Origin of the sequence: Sphingomicrobium sediminis, from assembly GCF_023805295.1 — a bacterium.
Taxonomy (GTDB): domain Bacteria; phylum Pseudomonadota; class Alphaproteobacteria; order Sphingomonadales; family Sphingomonadaceae; genus Sphingomicrobium; species Sphingomicrobium sediminis.
The window spans coordinates 1,398,443-1,414,141 of record NZ_JAMSHT010000001.1 but is presented as its reverse complement, the minus strand read 5'-3'; the positions used below and the strand labels follow the sequence as shown (position 1 = coordinate 1,414,141).

Below are 15,699 nucleotides of genomic sequence, written 5' to 3'. Positions count from 1 at the left end.
GGGTGAGTGCAGGCGATACCGTTTTTCTTGGTGCGGCCGGTGAAGGCGGCGAAAAGATCGGGATGCGGCTCGACCGCTCCAACCGTCATGGACTGATTGCCGGCGCGACCGGTACCGGCAAGACCATCTCTCTGCAGGGCCTCGCCGAAGGCTTTTCGCGCGCTGGCGTCCCCACCTTCATGGCCGACGTCAAGGGTGACCTGGCTGGGATCGCCATGCCCGGCTCGCCCACCCACAAGTTGCACGATCCCTTTACCAAGCGCGCCGGCAAGATCGGCTATGACGATTATGCCTATGAGGATTTTCCGGTTCAGTTCTGGGACCTGTTCGGCAAGCAGGGGCATCCGGTCCGTACCACGGTGAGCGAGATGGGGCCGCTGCTGCTGGCGCGGCTGATGGACCTCAACGACACCCAGGAAGGCGTGCTGACGATCGCCTTCCACCTTGCCGACGAGGAAGGGCTGCTCCTGCTCGACCTCGACGATTTGCAGGCGATGCTGGGCGAGGTCGGCTCGCGTGCCAGCGAGCTGCGCAACGATTACGGCAATGTCTCGTCGGCCAGCGTCGGCGCGATCCAGCGCAAGATCCTCCAGCTGCGCAGCCAGGGCGGCGACCATTTCTTTGGCGAGCCCGCACTCAATCTCGACGATTTCATCGCGGTGGACGATAGCGGCAAGGGCGTCGTCAACGTGCTCGCCGCGGACCAGCTGATGCAGAGCCCGCGCCTCTATTCGACCTTCCTCCTGTGGCTGCTCTCCGAATTGTTCGAGGAGCTTCCCGAGGTCGGCGACCCGGACAAGCCCAAGCTCGTCTTCTTCTTTGACGAGGCACACCTCTTGTTCGATGATGCCCCCAAGGCGCTCGTCGAAAAGGTCGAACAGGTCGTCCGCCTCATCCGCTCCAAGGGCGTCGGCGTCTTCTTCGTCACCCAGAATCCGATCGACATTCCCGACGATGTGGCGGGCCAGCTGGGCAACCGTGTCCAGCATGCGCTGCGCGCCTTCACCCCGCGCGATGAAAAGGCGGTCAAATCGGCCGCGGAGACCTTCCGCGAAAATCCCGAGATCGACGTCAAGGAAGTCATCACCGAGTTAAAGGTGGGCGAGGCCTTGGTCTCGATCCTCGACGAGGATGGCGCACCGACCCCGGTCGAGCGCGTGCTGATGAAGCCGCCGCGCGCACGGGCCGGCATCCTGTCGACTGGCGAACGCGCCGCGATCATCGCGTCGGATGCGATCGGCGCGCGCTATGACGAGCGACTGGACCGCGAAAGCGCCGACGAAATCCTCGAAGCGCGCGGCGAGGCGAAAGCCAAGGCCGCCGCCGAAGCCGAAGCCCGCGAAGCCGAGGAAGAAGCACGCGAGAAGCGCGAAAAGGAAGAAGCGCGCCGGTCGCGCTCGAGCCGGTCGCGCCGGTCGTCCTCGCCCGTGGACAAGGTGATCCGCTCGGCCGAGCGTACCATCGTCAACAAGATCGGGCGCCAGATCGGCAATGCCATCCTGCGCGGGATCCTTGGCAGCATGTCGGGGGGTAAGGCTGCACGTGCGACCTCGTCGACCTCGAAGCGCAAGCGCAAGACGAGTAAGAAGAGCAGCAAGCCCGACTGGAACAAGCTCAAATGACCGAGCACCAGTCTCTCGTACAGCGTCTTGAAGCCGAGTGGCGCGAAGCCCTGTTCGCCAAGGACGAGGCGCGGCTGCGCAGCCTCATCCATCCCGATTTCCAGCTTGTCGCGGTGCGCGCCGAACAGCCGGTCGCGCTCGACCTCGACGGCTGGATTTCCGCGCTCAGCCAGATGGACCTTGCCGACATGCAGGTCGAGATCGGCCATTGCGTGCGGGTCGAGAATACCATCGTCGCGACGGTCGATGCCCGCTGGACGGTCAAATGCCTCGGCCAGCTGGTCGAAGAGCGCGTGCTGCTGACCGATGTCTGGGTACAGTGCCAGGAAGGCTGGCGGGTGATCCGCCGCCATTCCTCGCCATTGCCGAGCGACCCGGTCGAACCGGAAGTCGAAGAGGAAGCCTAGCCGCGACCGCGATTGCGCGCGGCGAGGCCTGCCTCAGCCACGGCCACGATACGGTTGGACGCCCTGGTCCGGGAGCCACAACCCCTCGGGCGGCGCGCCGGTCTGCCAGAAGACATCGATCGGAATGCCGCCGCGCGGATACCAGTAGCCGCCGATGCGCAGCCATTTGGGCTTCATCTCGTCGGCAAGCCGCTTGCCGATGCCGACCGTGCAATCTTCGTGGAAGGCCTGGTGGTTGCGGAATGAGCCCAGGAACAGCTTGAGGCTCTTGGATTCGACGATCGTCTCGCCCGGCGCATAGTCGATGACGAGATGTGCGAAATCGGGCTGCGCGGTGACCGGGCAGAGCGAGGTGAATTCGGGCGCGACGAAGCGTACCATGTAGAGCTCGCCCTTGCGCGGGTTGGGCACATAATCGAGTTCGGCCTCTTCGGGCGAGGCGGGGAGCGGGCTGTCCGATCCGAGAAATTTGGGTTCCATGGGGCGAGCGCATAGCCGCGCGGCGCCGGTCGCGCAAATATCTCCCTTGGGCGGGGATCAGGAACCCGACCCCTCCGACGCGCTTTGAAGGCGTGAAAAGGAGAAAAGACATGAGTAATTCGAACAGCTTCCAATCGAACCAGTATGTCAAATGGGACTGGGGCAACGGCACCGGCTGCGGCCAGATCGAGGAGCGTTTCGAACGCGAAGTGACGCGCACGCTGCAAGGCAACGAAGTCACCCGCGACGGCAGCGAGGACAATCCCGCTTACCTCATCAAGCAGGATGACGGCGACAAGGTGCTCAAACTCGGCTCCGAGCTCGAAGCGCAGGACTGACGCGACACAAGCGCGGGGGAGGAAGATGGACGATCTGGTCACCGGTAAATGGCTCCAAGCGCATCTCGACGAGGTGCAGCCGCTCGATGCCAGCTTCTTCCTTCCCGCGCATGAGCGCGACGCCAATGCCGAGTTCGAGGCCGGGCATATCCCCGGCGCCCTACGGCTCGACATTGGCAGCTTTGCTGATCCCGACCATCCCGCCCCGCACATGCTGCCCTCGCCCGAACTGGGCGCGCAGATGCTCGAAAGCATTGGGCTGCGACGGGACAAGCCGATCATCGTTTATGACAATAGCCCGCTGCGCACGGCGACCCGCGGCTGGTTCATTGTGCGCCATTACGGGGCTGCGGAAGCTGCTGTCCTAGATGGCGGCTTCGGCAAATGGACGGCGGAAGGACGCCCGGTCGAGAGCGGGCCTGCCCGCGTGCGCACGGGCCTGTGGCCTGTGACTGCAGCGCAGCTCGAGGTGGTGACCAAGTCCGACATCCTCGCCGGCACGACGCCGCCCGTTGCCGACGCGCGCGGGCCCGAGCGCTTTGCCGGCACGACACCCGAACCGCGCGCAGGCATGGCCGCCGGTCACATACCGGGCGCGAAAAACCTGCCTTATTCGAAATTCTATGCGGAGGGCGGCACGCTCAAGTCGCAAGACGAGCTGCGCCAGGTCTTCGTCGATGCGGGCATGGATCCGTCAGCGGCGTTCACCGCCAGTTGCGGGTCGGGGGTGACGGCCTGCTCGATCCTCTTCGCCGCCCATCTGTTGGGTGGGCGCGAGGGCAAGCTCTACGATGGCAGTTGGGCAGAATGGGGCGCCGATCCGACGACTCCCAAGGAGCAGGGCTCCTAAAGCGCGAGGAAGGTCGGGGCCTTCGATACGCCATTCTGCGCCAGCTTGTCGGCGAGCGCCTTTCGCGCGGCGTCGACGGGCCGGTGAGCCTTCTCGATGAAATGCAGTTTGGGCAGTGGTGCGATCATGAGGACCCTTATAGCGGGCCAAGCATGAAAACCGCGTTAAGCGCGCTGTAGTGCGCGGTTAATCCGCATCCTTGTCGCGCAGGATCCAGCCACGCTGCGGGATCGTCTCGATAAACTCCGCACCACCCGAGGCCGAGCGCAGTTTCTTGCGCAGCTTCGAGATGAAGACATCGATGATCTTGGGCTGCGGCTGGTCGTCGGCGCGGCGATAGAGATGCTTCAACAGCATGTTGCGCGTCACGACATTGTTTCGGGCATAGGCCAGCAGTTCGAGCACGCGATACTCCATCTCGGTAATGCCGATCGGATGACCGTCGATGCGGATGAGGCGCTGCTCTGCATCGACGCCGAGGCGGCCGCCGCACAGGGTCTCGGGCATTTCCTCGCCCGCGCCCTTGAGGCTTTGGAGCAGTTTGGATGCGGCTTCGTCGGGATCGGCGCTGGCATGGCTCTTGGGCGCGCCCAGCACTTCGGCCTGGATATCGCCAAGCGCCTTCTGCGCGGCATCGACCAGTTCGAGCCCGTCTTCCAGCTTCTTGCGCGCGCGCTCGAGCTGGCTCTCGATATCGACCAGGGTCGCCTGGATGTTCTGCCCCGCGTCCGCCATCTTACTGGGGCGTCTCGGCCTGGGCGTCCTGACCGTCGCCAGCCGGCGCGGCGAGGATGGTCTGGGTGGTCGTACCCTTGTCGACGACGCGGGTGCCGGGGTCGCCGGCGGTCGAGCGCGCATCGAGCGGGATGGTGCCTTCGCTGGCACCCTGGATCACCGCACGTTCGCCGGGCGAACGCGGCGCGGGGCCGCCGAACAGGGCTTCAAGAGCCTGGCTCTGCGCTTCGCCCGCGCTGGTCGAGACGGTGCCGGCACGCGGCGGCTCGAGCGTGTAATCGGGCGGGATGATCAGCGGCGCGTTGCGCGTCACTGCGAATTCGTCGAGCGATCCCTGCGCACCTCCACAGGCAGCAAGCGTGCCGCAGGCAGCGACGAGGATCAGGGTCTTACGCATTGTCATTCTCCGGTTGCGCCTTCTTTTCGGGCATGAAGGCGCGGATCAGTAATAGCACGACGCCGATGCTAATGGCTGCATCGGCAATGTTGAACACATAAAAAGGCCTAAACTCGCCAAAGTGCAAGTCCGCATAGTCGACGACATAGCCGAAGCGTGTGCGATCGACGATATTTCCGAGCGCGCCGCCGAGGATCATCGCGAAGCCCAGACGGTCGCCTTCCTCGCCGGGACGGGTGATCATATAGCCGACACCAGCGGCAATCGCCGCCGTGCCGATGACCAGCGCCCAGCGCGCCGTCTCGCTACCGGCCTGCAGGAGGCCGAGGCTGATGCCGCGATTTTCGACCCAGGTCAGGCTGAAGATGCCGACAATCTCGATCGTCTCGCGCGCTTCGAGGTTGAGAGGGTTGATGACCCACCATTTCACCACCTGGTCGACGATGAAGATGGCGAGCGCGATGGCGAACGCGCGGCGCTGGCTCATTTGAGCACCTCGCTGCAGCGGTTACACAGGTCGCCATCTTCCTCGACCTCAGGGAGGTGCCGCCAGCAACGGCCGCACTTCTTGTCCTCAGTGACGCTAGGCAAGACGCGGACTGGTTGAAAACGATCATCGAACTGATCGTATGCAGGCAGCAGTTCGGTCTTGACCTTCGCTACAATGAAAATCTCATCGAGATCATAGTCGTTTATTGTGGAGAGAGTATTGGGATCGTCCACTCCCAATCGCACATTGGCTTGGAGACTTGACCGGATACGCTTCTCTTTCCGCAGCGGTTCCACGGCTGAAGTCACTGCCTCACGGAACGATCGGATCATTCTCCAATTCTGAGCCAGCGCCTCGTCCATCCAGCCGGCATCGACCTCGGGCCATTCGGCGAGGTGAACGCTGTCGGCATCCGGATAGCGGTGGCCCCAGGCTTCTTCCGCCGTGAAGACCAGCACCGGCGCGAGGTAGCGCACCATGGCTTCGAACAGATGGTCGAGGACCGTGCGATAGGCTTTGCGCGTCGCGGTTTCCTCGCCGCTTTCCATGTCGACATCGCAATAGAGCCGGTCCTTGCGGATATCGAAGAAGAAGGCTGAAAGGTCTTCATTGGCAAAGTCGACCAGCGCGCGGACATAGGTGTTGAAGTCGAGATCATCGACGGCGTGGCGGAGCTTCGCGTCCAGCTCGGCGAGGCGGTGGAGCATGTAGCGCTCCAGCTCGGGCATGTCAGCGGGCGCGACGGCCTCGCTGCGATCGTATCCCGAAAGCGCACCGAGCATGTAGCGGAGCGAATTGCGCAGCTTGCGATACTGGTCGCCGACGCCGCGGAGGATCTCGTCACCGATGCGATGGTCCTCGGTATAGTCGACCGAGAGCGCCCACAGGCGGATGATGTCCGCGCCGTTGGTCTCCATGACCTTCAGCGGGCTGATCGTGTTGCCGAGGCTCTTCGACATCTTGAAGCCCTTCGAATCCATGGTGAAGCCATGGGTGAGGACGGTGTCGTAGGGCGCACGGCCGCGCGTGCCGCAGCTTTCGAGCAAGCTTGACTGGAACCAGCCGCGATGCTGGTCCGAGCCTTCGAGATATAGGTCGGCGGGGCTGCGCAATTCGGGCCAGCGCTCGCTTTCCAGCACGAAGGCATGGGTCGACCCGCTGTCGAACCAGACGTCGAGAATGTCGGTGACCATCTCGTAATCGTCGGGGTTGCGGTCGGGGCCGAGATAGTCGGCGGCGCGGCTTTCCTCCCACGCATCGACCGTCTCGCTGGCGATGGCGGCGACGATGCGCGCGTTCACTTCCGGGTCGACCAGCAACTCGCCGGTCTTGCGCTCGACGAACAAGGCGATGGGCACGCCCCAGGCGCGCTGGCGGCTGATCAGCCAGTCGGGGCGGCCTTCGACCATCGAGCTGATGCGGTTCTTGCCCTTGGCGGGCACCCAGCGCGTCTGGTCGATCGCCTCCATCGCGGCTTCGCGCAGCGTGGGGTAATCGTCGATCGGACCGCCATCGTTGGGCGGACCGCCTTCATCCTCCCAGCGCTTCTCCGCGGGCGTCTTGGGATTGAGGTGGTGCAGCGGCTTGTCGATGGCGATGAACCATTGCGGGGTGCAGCGATAGACGACCTTCGCCTTGGACCGCCATGAATGCGGATAGCTGTGCGCATAATCGGCGCTGGCCGAGAGCAGCGCGCCCGCCTCGCGCAAGTCCGAGCAGATCGGGCCTTCGGGCGAGTTGAAGGGCTTGTTGATGACGCTGCGGCGGCGCTCGTCATCGCCGCCCAGCCATAGCCAGTCGTCGCGATAGCGCCCGTCCGCCATGACCGCGAAAACGGGGTCGATGCCGTTGGCCTTGCACAGGTCGAAATCGTCCTCGCCATGGTCGGGCGCCATGTGGACGAGGCCGGTACCGCTGTCGGTCGTGACGAAATCGCCCGCGAGGAAGGGACGCGACTTGGCGTAGAAGCCGCCGAGATGGTGCATCGGGTGACGGGCCACGGTGCCGGCGAGGTCGGCGCCTTTGATAAGAGCGTCTCGTTCCGAAAACGGATCGACATATTCTTGAACGAAGATTGCACCCTTATCGATCTCGCCAAAATCAAGTGCGCGTACGGTCTTGTTCAGTCGGGCAACAAACTCGGTGGCCAAGTCCTTTGCTACTAGAAACTTGACGATGTGATTGACGTTGAAGGGGAGACCCGCAGCCCCGACAACTTCATTTACCCGGTCATCACCCGCCGTGCCGATTCCAACCGTGTCGATTGTCACCGAAAGAAGGACGTATTCAACATCAGGACCATAGGCGAGCGCTTGATTGACCGGGATCGTCCACGGGGTCGTCGTCCAGATGACCGCAAAGGCCCCGACCAATTCCTTGATCGGACTCTCGACAATCTTGAATGACACATCGATCTGCGGGCTATCGGTCAGATCTTGATATTCGACCTCGGCATCCGCGAGCGCGGTCTCCTCGACAGGCGACCACATGACCGGCTTGGCGCCGCGATAGAGCTGGCCCGTCTCGGCAAACTTGAAAAGTTCGGCGACGATCTGCGCTTCCGCCTCGGGGCGCATGGTAAGGTACGGATCGTCCCACTTGCCGCCGATGCCGAGGCGCTTCAGTTGCTCGCGCTGCACGTCCACCCATTTCTGGGCATAGGCGCGGCATTCGGCGCGGAATTCCTTCGCCGGGACCTCGTTCTTGTTCTTCTTTTTCTTGCGGTAAAGCTCCTCGACCTTCCACTCGATCGGCAGGCCGTGGCAGTCCCAGCCGGGCACGTAGGGCGCGTCCTTGCCGAGCAGGGTCTGCGTGCGCACCACCATGTCCTTGAGGACGTGATTGAGCGCATGCCCGATATGCATGTCGCCATTGGCATAAGGCGGGCCGTCATGGAGGATGTATTTCTCGCGACCCGCGCGGGCTTCGCGCAGGCGCTCATACATGCCCATTTCTTCCCACTTGGAAGCAATCTTCGGCTCCTTCTGCGGGAGGCCGGCTTTCATCGGGAAATCGGTCTTGGGCAGGAAGACCGTGTCTTTATAGTTCGGCTTGTCGGACATAGCCGCCCGCCTTAAGCGGTGGCGCTTCCTGCCGCAAGCAGACGTTTCGCCTCTTCGCCATCCGCGTCCATCTGGCGCTTCAGCGCATCCATGTCGTGGAAGGCCGCTTCAGGGCGGAGGTAATGGTGCAGCGCGACGGTGATTTCCTGCTCGTACAGGTCGCCCGCGAAATCGAAGATGAAGGTCTCCAGGAGTTCCTTGGGCGGGTCGAACATGGGCCGTACGCCAAGGTTCGAGACAGCATCATGCTCGCTGCCATCGGCTAGCGTCACGCGGGTTGCGTAGACGCCGTAAGCGGGCCGCAGATATTGCCCCATCTCCATATTGGCGGTGGGCCAGCCCAGTTCGCGGCCGCGCTTGTCGCCATGGACGACTTCGCCGCGAATGGCGAAGGGACGGGTGAGGAGGCGGGTTGCGGTGCCGGGGTCGCCGGCCTGCAGGGCTTCGCGGATGCGGCTGGAGGAGACGATGCCCGCTTCCAGCTCGACCGGATGGACGGCTTCCGCAGCGATGCCCTTGGCCGCGCCCAGCTCGGCGAGTTTCTCGACATTGCCCTCGCGGCCCTTGCCGAAGGTGAAGTCCTCGCCGGTGACGACCGCAGCGACTTTCAGGACGTCGGCCAGCATCGCGACGAACTCGGCAGCGGTAAGCGAGGCAAGTGCATCGTCGAAGGCAAAGACCAGCATCCCGTCCGCGCCCGCCGCCCCGAACATCTCCTCGCGCTGGTCGAGGCTGGTCAGGCGGAACGGCTTGGCGTCGGGGCGGAAGTGGCGGACCGGATGCGGGTCGAAGGTCGCAACGATCGCCGGTCGCCCCTCATGCGCCGCCCGCGCAATGGCGCGTCCGACGACTGCCTGATGCCCGAAATGGAAGCCGTCGAAATTGCCGAGTGCAATGACGGCACCCTCGAGGCCGGCGGGGACAGGATCAGTGTGCGTGAAACGCTGCATGGGGCTTGCTTAGCGAGGGAAAAGCGCCGCGCCTAGTCGATCTCATGCTCATCCAGCATCGCGCCCGACAAACGCTCTTCGGTGAGCGGGTCGAGGTAGATGCCGGGTTCGCCCAGTTGCGCGATGTGGAGTAGCGCATCGCCGCGATTGACCACGCCCATGCGGCTATGGCCGATGACGATGCCTTCGATGGGCGACTTGATGATGCTTTCCTCGGTGCTGGTCGGATCGCGCACGACCGCGACCTGCTGGCCGAGATGGACCTTGCGGCCCGATGGCGTGCGGATCGCGGCGATGCCGCCGCGCGGGGAGCGCAGCCACAGTGAGCGGGTGCTTTCCAATGGCTCGATGATCTTCCGCTTGGTGGGCTTGAGGTCGATCATGTCCATTTCCTGCATGACGCGCATGATGCCGTTGACGCCGACGCGGGTGGAAAAATCGTCGAAGCGGAGCGCCTCGCCCGCTTCGTAGAGGATCATCTCCAGCCCCTCGTCCATCGCCACGCCGCGCATCGATCCTTCGCGCAACTTGGAATGCATGATGATGGGTGGCGAGAAAGCGCGGGCCAGTTCGCTGGCGCGGGTGCAATCGGGGCTGACGCGGACCTGAGGCAGGTTGTAGCGGTGGATCGCCGCCGAATGGAGATCGATGGCGAAGTCCGCGCGGCGCATCAGCCTAGTGCGGAACATATAGGCGATGCGGCTGGCCAAGCTGCCATCCTCGCGCCCCGGGAAGCTGCGATTGAGATCGCGCCGGTCGGGCAAATAACGCGACCAGGCGACGAAGCCGTAGGGATTGACGATGGGCACGCAGATGAGCGTGCCGCGCAGCTTGCGCGCCTTGACCTTGGCGAGGATGCGGCGGACGACCTCGATCCCGCTGATTTCGTCGCCATGGACGGCGGCGCTGATTAGGAGGACGGGGCCTTCCTCGGCGCCATGGACGATGCGCACGGGCATGTGCACGAGGCTACCCGTGGCGTCGCGGCTGATCGGCAGGTCGAAGCTGGCACGGTGGCCGGGCTTGACCTTTTGCTCGTCAAATTCGAAGATGCTTGCACCCATGGAGCAGACCAATAGCGGGCTCACCCGTTTTGCTCCATCAAAAGTGTTGCGCCCCTTGACTCTCAAAGGGGCCAAACCTATTTCGCACCCATCCTGAACCACCGGGGTCCGGCGGCACACTCGTTGTGTCTGCCGTTTTTTCGTTGGAAATCAGGGTTTTAACGCTTTGAGATGGGATCGTGGAGTGCCCGCGATTCTGTGGAGCTTAAGGAGAATCGTTTCAATGGCACGTATCGCGGGTGTTAATATCCCGACCAACAAGCGCGTTGAGATCGCGCTGACCTACATCCATGGCATCGGTCACACGACCGCCAAGGAAATCACCAAGAAGCTGAAGATCAAGCCGGAAACGCGCGTTGCCGACCTGTCGGACCAGGAAGTCCTGCAGATCCGCGAAACCATCGACGCTGACTACACCGTCGAGGGCGACCTTCGCCGCGAAACCGCAATGAACATCAAGCGGCTCATGGACCTCGCGAGCTATCGTGGTCTGCGTCACCGTAAGGGCCTCCCGGTCCGCGGCCAGCGCACCCACACCAATGCCCGCACCCGCAAGGGCAAGGCCAAGCCGATCGCCGGCAAGAAGAAGTAAGCCCTGAAGGGTTTGCTTCCAGCTGCAGCTTTTAGATTAGAGAGATTTCAAAATGGCACGTGAACCGCAACGCGTCCGCCGCCGTGAGCGCAAGAACATCACCGCCGGCGTCGCCCATGTGAACGCTTCGTTCAACAACACCATGATCACCATCACCGATGCGCAGGGCAATGCCATCAGCTGGTCGTCGGCCGGCATGATGGGCTTCAAGGGCTCGCGCAAGTCGACCCCTTATGCCGCGCAGGTTGCCGCCGAAGATGCCGGCAAGAAGGCGCAGGATCATGGCGTTCGCACCCTCGAGGTCGAAGTGAAGGGTCCCGGTTCGGGTCGTGAAAGCGCGCTTCGTGCGCTGCAGGCGGTGGGTTTCACCATCACCTCGATCCGCGATGTTACCCCGATCCCGCATAACGGGGTCCGTCCGTCCAAGCGTCGCCGCGTCTAACAAACGCGCTGATCGCTTCCGGTCCCGCCGTTCGGGACCGGCACTGAATATTACAAATCGGCAGGGGACGCCCTGCCAACAGTCTGGGGACATTATGTCGATCAACGCGAAAAACTGGCAGGAACTGAAAAAGCCCAACGGCCTCGACCGCAAGCCCGGCACCGATGCCAAGCGCAAGGCCACTTTCGTCGCGGAGCCGCTCGAGCGCGGTTTCGGCATGACGCTGGGCAACAGCCTGCGTCGTGTGCTCCTGTCGTCGCTCCAGGGCGCTGCCGTCACCTCGATCAAGATCGAGGGCGTGCTGCATGAATTCTCCTCGCTCGCCGGTGTGCGCGAGGACGTCACCGACATCGTCATCAACGTCAAGCAGATCGCGCTCAAGATGGAAGGCGAAGGCCCCAAGCGCCTGCAGCTTTCGGCGACCGGCCCCGGTGAAATCACCGCCGGCCAGATCGCCTGCCCGGGCGATATCGAGGTCACCAACCCCGACCTCGTCATCTGCCACCTCGACGATGGTGCGACGCTCAACATGGAACTGACCGCAGATGTCGGCTCGGGCTACGTGCCCGCGGCGATGAACCGTCCGGCCGACGCGCCGATCGGCCTCATCCCGGTCGACAGCCTGTTCAGCCCGATCAAGCAGGTCGCCTACAAGGTGGAAAACACCCGCGTCGGCCAGGAACTGGACTATGACAAGCTGAGCCTGACCGTCGAAACCGACGGTACGGTGACGCCCGAAGATGCCGTCGCCTATGCCGCGCGCATCCTCCAGGACCAGCTCCAGCTGTTCGTCCACTTCGACGACAGCATGGTCGCTCCGGCCCCGGCGCAGAGCCAGGGTGGCAGCGAAGGTGGCCAGGACACCAACCAGCTCAACCGTTACCTCCTCAAGAAGGTCGACGAGCTGGAGCTGTCGGTGCGTAGCGCCAACTGCCTCAAGAACGACAACATCATCTATATCGGTGATCTCGTTCAGAAGACCGAAGCCGAGATGCTCCGCACGCCGAACTTCGGCCGCAAGAGCCTCAACGAGATCAAGGAAGTCCTTGCCTCGATGGGCCTGCGCCTCGGCATGGAAATCCCCGGCTGGCCGCCCGAGAATATCGAGGAAATGGCCAAGAAGCTCGAGCAGGAACTGCTCGGCTAAGCTTCGACCGGTTCGAACGACAAAAGGGCCGTCCCTCGCGGGGCGGCCCTTTTTCGTTGGTGAACATGCCGCTAGGCTGCCCCCGTCACGGGTAGGGGCTTGGCGATGACGGCAATGGACGCTTTGTTCGACGAGTTCTTCGCGCGCTCGCCTGTGCCCTTTTTCGTCAAGGACCTGGACGGCCGGTTCGTTCGGCTGAATGCGGCAGCCGACGCGCTGTTCGTCGAGCGTGAAGGCTCGGCGCTTGGCACGCATTATTCGGATCATATGGACGAAGGGACGGCGGCCTCGATCGCCGCCGTTGATCAAGCCATCCTTGGGACCGGCGAGCCGCAATTGCGGCGCCAGACGTTCGTCGTGGGGGGCGAGGAGCGTTACGCGCTGGCGGCAACCTTCCCGCTGCGCGACGAGGCTGGCGAGATCGCCCATTTCGGCGTGGTCATTCTTGAGACGACCGAGGCGGTGAAGACCGAGAAAAGGTTTCGCGCGCTGTCCGAACATCATCCGGTGGCGATGCTCATTGCGCGGCTCGAGGATAATGAGGTGCTGCTCGCCAATCCGGCATTCTTCGAGCTCATTGGTATTCCCGGCGAACATGATGCTGCAAAGATCAGCAAGGCGCGTTGGCTTGCCTCGGCGGAGGAGCATGAGGATTATCGCCGCGCGGTGCTGAGCGAGAAGGATCGCGACATCTACGAATGCCGGGTCCGGCATGCCTCTGGCGACTGGTTCTGGGCTAGTGTCAGCTGGCGCCGCATCGACTATGATGGCGAGCCCGCCGTGGTCGTCAGCGTCGTCGATATTGGCGACAAGAAAGAGGCCGAGGCCAAGCTGCTCGACAGCGAGGCGCGGTTGAAGGCGTTCCTCGATCATGCACCGGTGGCGATGTACCTGAAGGATGCAGACGATCGCTATGCGGTGGTCAACAAGTTCATCGCGCAGATCTTCCAGCGGCCGGCCAAGGACGTGATCGGCATGACGCCGCCGCAATTGCTCGATCCGCAATCGGCCAAGGAAGCCGCAGAGGTCGACGCGATCATCCGCGAGACGCGCGAGCCGCATGTGCGCGAGGCCACATTCGAGACGCCGGCGGGTCCGCGCAGCACGCTGTCGATCCGCTTTCCCGTAATCGATGAAGAGGGCGAGATCCGTTACATTGGCGGCGTCATCCTCGACACCAGCGAAGTGAAGCAGGCCGAGGCCGCCATGCGCGAAAGCGAAACGCGCCTCAACGCCTTCCTCCAGAACGCGCCGATGACCATGTTCATGAAAGATGAGGACGGACGCTTCCTGATCATGAACGAAGAGGGTGGCCGCCAGCTGGCGATGGATCCCGAGGACATAATCGGCAAGACGGTCGAAGAGGTCTCGCCGATGATCGCCAAGGCGGGCGAGCCTTATGAGGCAGAGGTCCGTAAGACCGGCAAGCCGGTGACGGTACAGCAGGAATATCGGCTCGAACATGGCCGCGCGGTCGGCCTCAACATCCGCTTTCCCATCCCCGACGTGAATGGCGAGATGACCCGCGTCGGCGGCGTTTTCATGGACGTGACCAAGCAGGTCGTGGCCGAGGAGGAATTGACGCGCAGCCGCGACGCGCTTCACCAGTCGGAGAAGATGAACGCGCTCGGCAGCCTGCTTGCCGGGGTAAGTCATGAGCTCAATAATCCGCTCGCCATAGTCGTCGGCGAGGCGGCGATCCTCGAGGAGGAGGCAGAGGGGACCGAGGCTGGCGAGGCGGCGGCACGGATCAAGAAGGCAGCGGAGCGGTGCGGGCGCATCGTGCAGACCTTCCTCGCCATGGCCCGGCAAAAGGAGCCGCAGCGCACCGAGACCGACCTCAATGCCCTTATCAAGTCGTCGCTCGAGTTGGCCGCCTATGGCCTGCGTAGTGATGGGATCGAGGTCGTCGAGGAGCTGGATCCCGACCTGCCCAAACTGAGCGCCGACCCCGACCAGATCGCCCAGGTCCTGCTCAACCTCATCATGAATGCCAGCCAGGCGCTGCAACTCTGCGAAGGCGAGCGCCGGCTGATGATCCGCACGTCGCGAACGAACGACGGCATGGCGCGCATCGACCTGATCGATAACGGGCCAGGCGTGCCGGAAGACATTCGGCGCCGCATCTTCGAGCCGTTCTTTACGACCAAGTCGGTAGGGTCCGGCACCGGCATCGGCCTCAGCTTCAGCCATGGCATCGCCGAGGCGCATGGCGGTGCCTTATCGCTGGAGCCCAGCGAGGCGGGCGCGCATTTCCGGCTCGAATTGCCGATCGGAGAAGGGGAAGAACGGGTGGAAGAGGTGACACCGACGCCAACGCCGGTCGAGGGCGGCAAGCGCGTCCTGGTCGTCGATGACGAGGAGGAATTGGCGGGCACGTTGAAACGCATGCTCGAACGCGAAGGGATGCAGGTCGAGATTGCGGTCGGCGGCGCGCAGGCGATCGCCACGCTGGAGGAAGGCGGGGCGTTCGACCTGATCCTGTCGGACCTGCGCATGCCCGACGTGGACGGCCCTGCATTCTATCGCTGGATCGAGGAGAACAGGCCCGAATATGCCAAGCGTTTCGGCGTGGTCACGGGCGATATATTGGGGCCGTCGGCGACGCGCTTCTTGTCCGACGTCGACCTGCCGGTCCTCGAAAAACCTTTCTCGCGCGGACGGCTGCGCGCGCTGATCGAAAGCTTTTTCTAGGCTGCGGCAGCGCGGCGGCGGGCGCCTTCGAGCATGGTCGTCGACATGATCGTATAGGCGGCGATCCAAGCCAGCTTCACCTCGCGGCTAAAGCCGGTGCCTAGCACCTTGTCGAGGCTCCACAGCAGGGCCGATCCGACCGTGTCATAGTCGCGTGGCGCAACACCATAATCCTGGTGCCGCTCGCCCAAGGCACGTAGCACGGGTACGAGGCCGCCGAAGGAATCCAGCGAATTCACGACCAGCTGGATCATCTCCATGAGCCGCTGTTCCTGGTGCCCCATATCGCTTGCAAACAGACGGCGCAGCTGCGGGTTCAGCGCGAACAACCGCGCATAGAAAAGCGCCGAAAAATGGGGTGCGTCGACGGCGATCCTGTCGAAGCTGTTCTGGACGTGGGCAATCTGCAACGGGGTCATCTCTTCCTCC

The 15,699-nt window shown here is 63.4% G+C and carries 17 protein-coding genes; 8 read left to right on the top strand and 9 right to left on the bottom strand.

Going from position 1 to position 15,699, the window contains the following annotated elements; genetic code table 11:
• Positions 1 to 2: 2 nt before the first annotated feature.
• Both NDO55_RS07370 and NDO55_RS07365 read left to right on the top strand, forming a co-directional pair.
• Positions 3 to 1,622, top strand: a complete 1,620-nt coding sequence (locus NDO55_RS07370; protein ID WP_341869973.1) for a helicase HerA-like domain-containing protein — start codon at positions 3 to 5, stop codon at positions 1,620 to 1,622.
• The gene (locus NDO55_RS07365; protein ID WP_252113866.1) at positions 1,619 to 2,029 is read left to right on the top strand and encodes a nuclear transport factor 2 family protein; all 411 of its coding nucleotides are present in this window, start codon (positions 1,619 to 1,621) and stop codon (positions 2,027 to 2,029) included. The genes NDO55_RS07370 and NDO55_RS07365 overlap by 4 nt, the downstream gene beginning before the upstream one ends.
• Positions 2,030 to 2,062: 33 nt before the next feature.
• Here the strand turns inward: NDO55_RS07365 and queF are convergent, their stop codons facing one another.
• Positions 2,063 to 2,509 carry a preQ(1) synthase gene (queF, locus tag NDO55_RS07360; protein WP_252113864.1) on the bottom strand — a complete coding sequence of 149 codons (447 nt, stop codon included), beginning with the start codon at positions 2,507 to 2,509 and terminating at the stop codon, positions 2,063 to 2,065.
• A gap of 110 nt (positions 2,510 to 2,619) precedes the next feature.
• Between queF and NDO55_RS07355 the strand changes: the two genes are divergently transcribed.
• Both NDO55_RS07355 and NDO55_RS07350 read left to right on the top strand, forming a co-directional pair.
• Positions 2,620 to 2,847 carry a hypervirulence associated TUDOR domain-containing protein gene (locus tag NDO55_RS07355; protein WP_252113862.1) on the top strand — a complete coding sequence of 76 codons (228 nt, stop codon included), beginning with the start codon at positions 2,620 to 2,622 and terminating at the stop codon, positions 2,845 to 2,847.
• Positions 2,848 to 2,872: 25 nt separating this feature from the next.
• Entirely contained in the window at positions 2,873 to 3,697 is an 825-nt protein-coding gene (locus NDO55_RS07350; RefSeq protein WP_252113860.1) for a sulfurtransferase, read from the top strand.
• Here the strand turns inward: NDO55_RS07350 and NDO55_RS11975 are convergent.
• Genes NDO55_RS11975 through NDO55_RS07320 form a run of 7 tightly spaced genes read right to left on the bottom strand, consistent with a single transcriptional unit; the run spans position 3,694 to position 10,395 of the window.
• Positions 3,694 to 3,825: a hypothetical protein gene (locus tag NDO55_RS11975; protein WP_279639093.1), complete on the bottom strand. Its 132-nt coding sequence runs from the start codon at positions 3,823 to 3,825 to the stop codon at positions 3,694 to 3,696. The genes NDO55_RS07350 and NDO55_RS11975 overlap by 4 nt on opposite strands.
• A 58-nt stretch (positions 3,826 to 3,883) precedes the next feature.
• Complete coding sequence (locus NDO55_RS07345; protein ID WP_252113858.1) at positions 3,884 to 4,432, bottom strand: winged helix-turn-helix domain-containing protein; 549 nt, start codon at positions 4,430 to 4,432, stop codon at positions 3,884 to 3,886.
• Between the two features lies 1 nt (position 4,433).
• Complete coding sequence (locus NDO55_RS07340; RefSeq protein ID WP_252113856.1) at positions 4,434 to 4,829, bottom strand: DUF3035 domain-containing protein; 396 nt, start codon at positions 4,827 to 4,829, stop codon at positions 4,434 to 4,436.
• On the bottom strand, positions 4,822 to 5,316 hold the full coding sequence (gene lspA / locus NDO55_RS07335) for a signal peptidase II (RefSeq protein ID WP_252113854.1): 495 nt from the start codon (positions 5,314 to 5,316) through the stop codon (positions 4,822 to 4,824). Before lspA ends, NDO55_RS07340 begins: the two co-directional genes overlap by 8 nt.
• A complete protein-coding gene (gene ileS / locus NDO55_RS07330; RefSeq protein WP_252113852.1) occupies positions 5,313 to 8,381 on the bottom strand; it encodes an isoleucine--tRNA ligase in 3,069 nt (1,022 codons plus the stop codon). Before ileS ends, lspA begins: the two co-directional genes overlap by 4 nt.
• Before the next feature lie 11 nt (positions 8,382 to 8,392).
• Positions 8,393 to 9,331, bottom strand: coding sequence for a bifunctional riboflavin kinase/FAD synthetase (locus NDO55_RS07325; protein WP_252113850.1), 939 nt, complete (start codon positions 9,329 to 9,331; stop codon positions 8,393 to 8,395).
• Positions 9,332 to 9,363: 32 nt separating this feature from the next.
• A complete protein-coding gene (locus NDO55_RS07320; protein WP_252113848.1) occupies positions 9,364 to 10,395 on the bottom strand; it encodes a succinylglutamate desuccinylase/aspartoacylase family protein in 1,032 nt (343 codons plus the stop codon).
• A 223-nt stretch (positions 10,396 to 10,618) separates the two neighbouring features.
• Between NDO55_RS07320 and rpsM the strand changes: the two genes are divergently transcribed.
• The 4 genes from rpsM (at position 10,619) to NDO55_RS07300 (ending at position 15,270) form a co-directional block, all read left to right on the top strand.
• Positions 10,619 to 10,987, top strand: a complete 369-nt coding sequence (rpsM, locus tag NDO55_RS07315) for a 30S ribosomal protein S13 (protein WP_252113846.1) — start codon at positions 10,619 to 10,621, stop codon at positions 10,985 to 10,987.
• A gap of 52 nt (positions 10,988 to 11,039) precedes the next feature.
• Entirely contained in the window at positions 11,040 to 11,429 is a 390-nt protein-coding gene (gene rpsK, locus NDO55_RS07310; RefSeq protein WP_245111242.1) for a 30S ribosomal protein S11, read from the top strand.
• A gap of 94 nt (positions 11,430 to 11,523) precedes the next feature.
• The gene (locus tag NDO55_RS07305; protein ID WP_252113843.1) at positions 11,524 to 12,576 is read left to right on the top strand and encodes a DNA-directed RNA polymerase subunit alpha; all 1,053 of its coding nucleotides are present in this window, start codon (positions 11,524 to 11,526) and stop codon (positions 12,574 to 12,576) included.
• A 105-nt stretch (positions 12,577 to 12,681) separates the two neighbouring features.
• A complete protein-coding gene (locus NDO55_RS07300) occupies positions 12,682 to 15,270 on the top strand; it encodes a hybrid sensor histidine kinase/response regulator (RefSeq protein WP_252113841.1) in 2,589 nt (862 codons plus the stop codon).
• Here the strand turns inward: NDO55_RS07300 and NDO55_RS07295 are convergent.
• Positions 15,267 to 15,689, bottom strand: coding sequence for a globin family protein (locus tag NDO55_RS07295; RefSeq protein ID WP_252113839.1), 423 nt, complete (start codon positions 15,687 to 15,689; stop codon positions 15,267 to 15,269). The two genes, NDO55_RS07300 and NDO55_RS07295, sit on opposite strands and share 4 nt — an antisense overlap.
• Positions 15,690 to 15,699 lie beyond the last annotated feature (10 nt).

What these genes read in the sequence shown, in the direction of transcription:
- NDO55_RS11975 (WP_279639093.1), bottom strand. Translation starts at nt 3,825, where the DNA reads ATGATCGCACCACTGCCCAAACTGCATTTCATCGAGAAGGCTCACCGG.
- NDO55_RS07300 (WP_252113841.1), top strand. Translation starts at nt 12,682, where the DNA reads ATGACGGCAATGGACGCTTTGTTCGACGAGTTCTTCGCGCGCTCGCCT.
- NDO55_RS07345 (WP_252113858.1), bottom strand. Translation starts at nt 4,432, where the DNA reads ATGGCGGACGCGGGGCAGAACATCCAGGCGACCCTGGTCGATATCGAG.
- ileS (WP_252113852.1), bottom strand. Translation starts at nt 8,381, where the DNA reads ATGTCCGACAAGCCGAACTATAAAGACACGGTCTTCCTGCCCAAGACC.
- NDO55_RS07340 (WP_252113856.1), bottom strand. Translation starts at nt 4,829, where the DNA reads ATGCGTAAGACCCTGATCCTCGTCGCTGCCTGCGGCACGCTTGCTGCC.
- lspA (WP_252113854.1), bottom strand. Translation starts at nt 5,316, where the DNA reads ATGAGCCAGCGCCGCGCGTTCGCCATCGCGCTCGCCATCTTCATCGTC.
- NDO55_RS07365 (WP_252113866.1), top strand. Translation starts at nt 1,619, where the DNA reads ATGACCGAGCACCAGTCTCTCGTACAGCGTCTTGAAGCCGAGTGGCGC.
- NDO55_RS07355 (WP_252113862.1), top strand. Translation starts at nt 2,620, where the DNA reads ATGAGTAATTCGAACAGCTTCCAATCGAACCAGTATGTCAAATGGGAC.
- queF (WP_252113864.1), bottom strand. Translation starts at nt 2,509, where the DNA reads ATGGAACCCAAATTTCTCGGATCGGACAGCCCGCTCCCCGCCTCGCCC.
- rpsM (WP_252113846.1), top strand. Translation starts at nt 10,619, where the DNA reads ATGGCACGTATCGCGGGTGTTAATATCCCGACCAACAAGCGCGTTGAG.
- NDO55_RS07305 (WP_252113843.1), top strand. Translation starts at nt 11,524, where the DNA reads ATGTCGATCAACGCGAAAAACTGGCAGGAACTGAAAAAGCCCAACGGC.
- rpsK (WP_245111242.1), top strand. Translation starts at nt 11,040, where the DNA reads ATGGCACGTGAACCGCAACGCGTCCGCCGCCGTGAGCGCAAGAACATC.
- NDO55_RS07320 (WP_252113848.1), bottom strand. Translation starts at nt 10,395, where the DNA reads ATGGGTGCAAGCATCTTCGAATTTGACGAGCAAAAGGTCAAGCCCGGC.
- NDO55_RS07350 (WP_252113860.1), top strand. Translation starts at nt 2,873, where the DNA reads ATGGACGATCTGGTCACCGGTAAATGGCTCCAAGCGCATCTCGACGAG.
- NDO55_RS07325 (WP_252113850.1), bottom strand. Translation starts at nt 9,331, where the DNA reads ATGCAGCGTTTCACGCACACTGATCCTGTCCCCGCCGGCCTCGAGGGT.
- NDO55_RS07295 (WP_252113839.1), bottom strand. Translation starts at nt 15,689, where the DNA reads ATGACCCCGTTGCAGATTGCCCACGTCCAGAACAGCTTCGACAGGATC.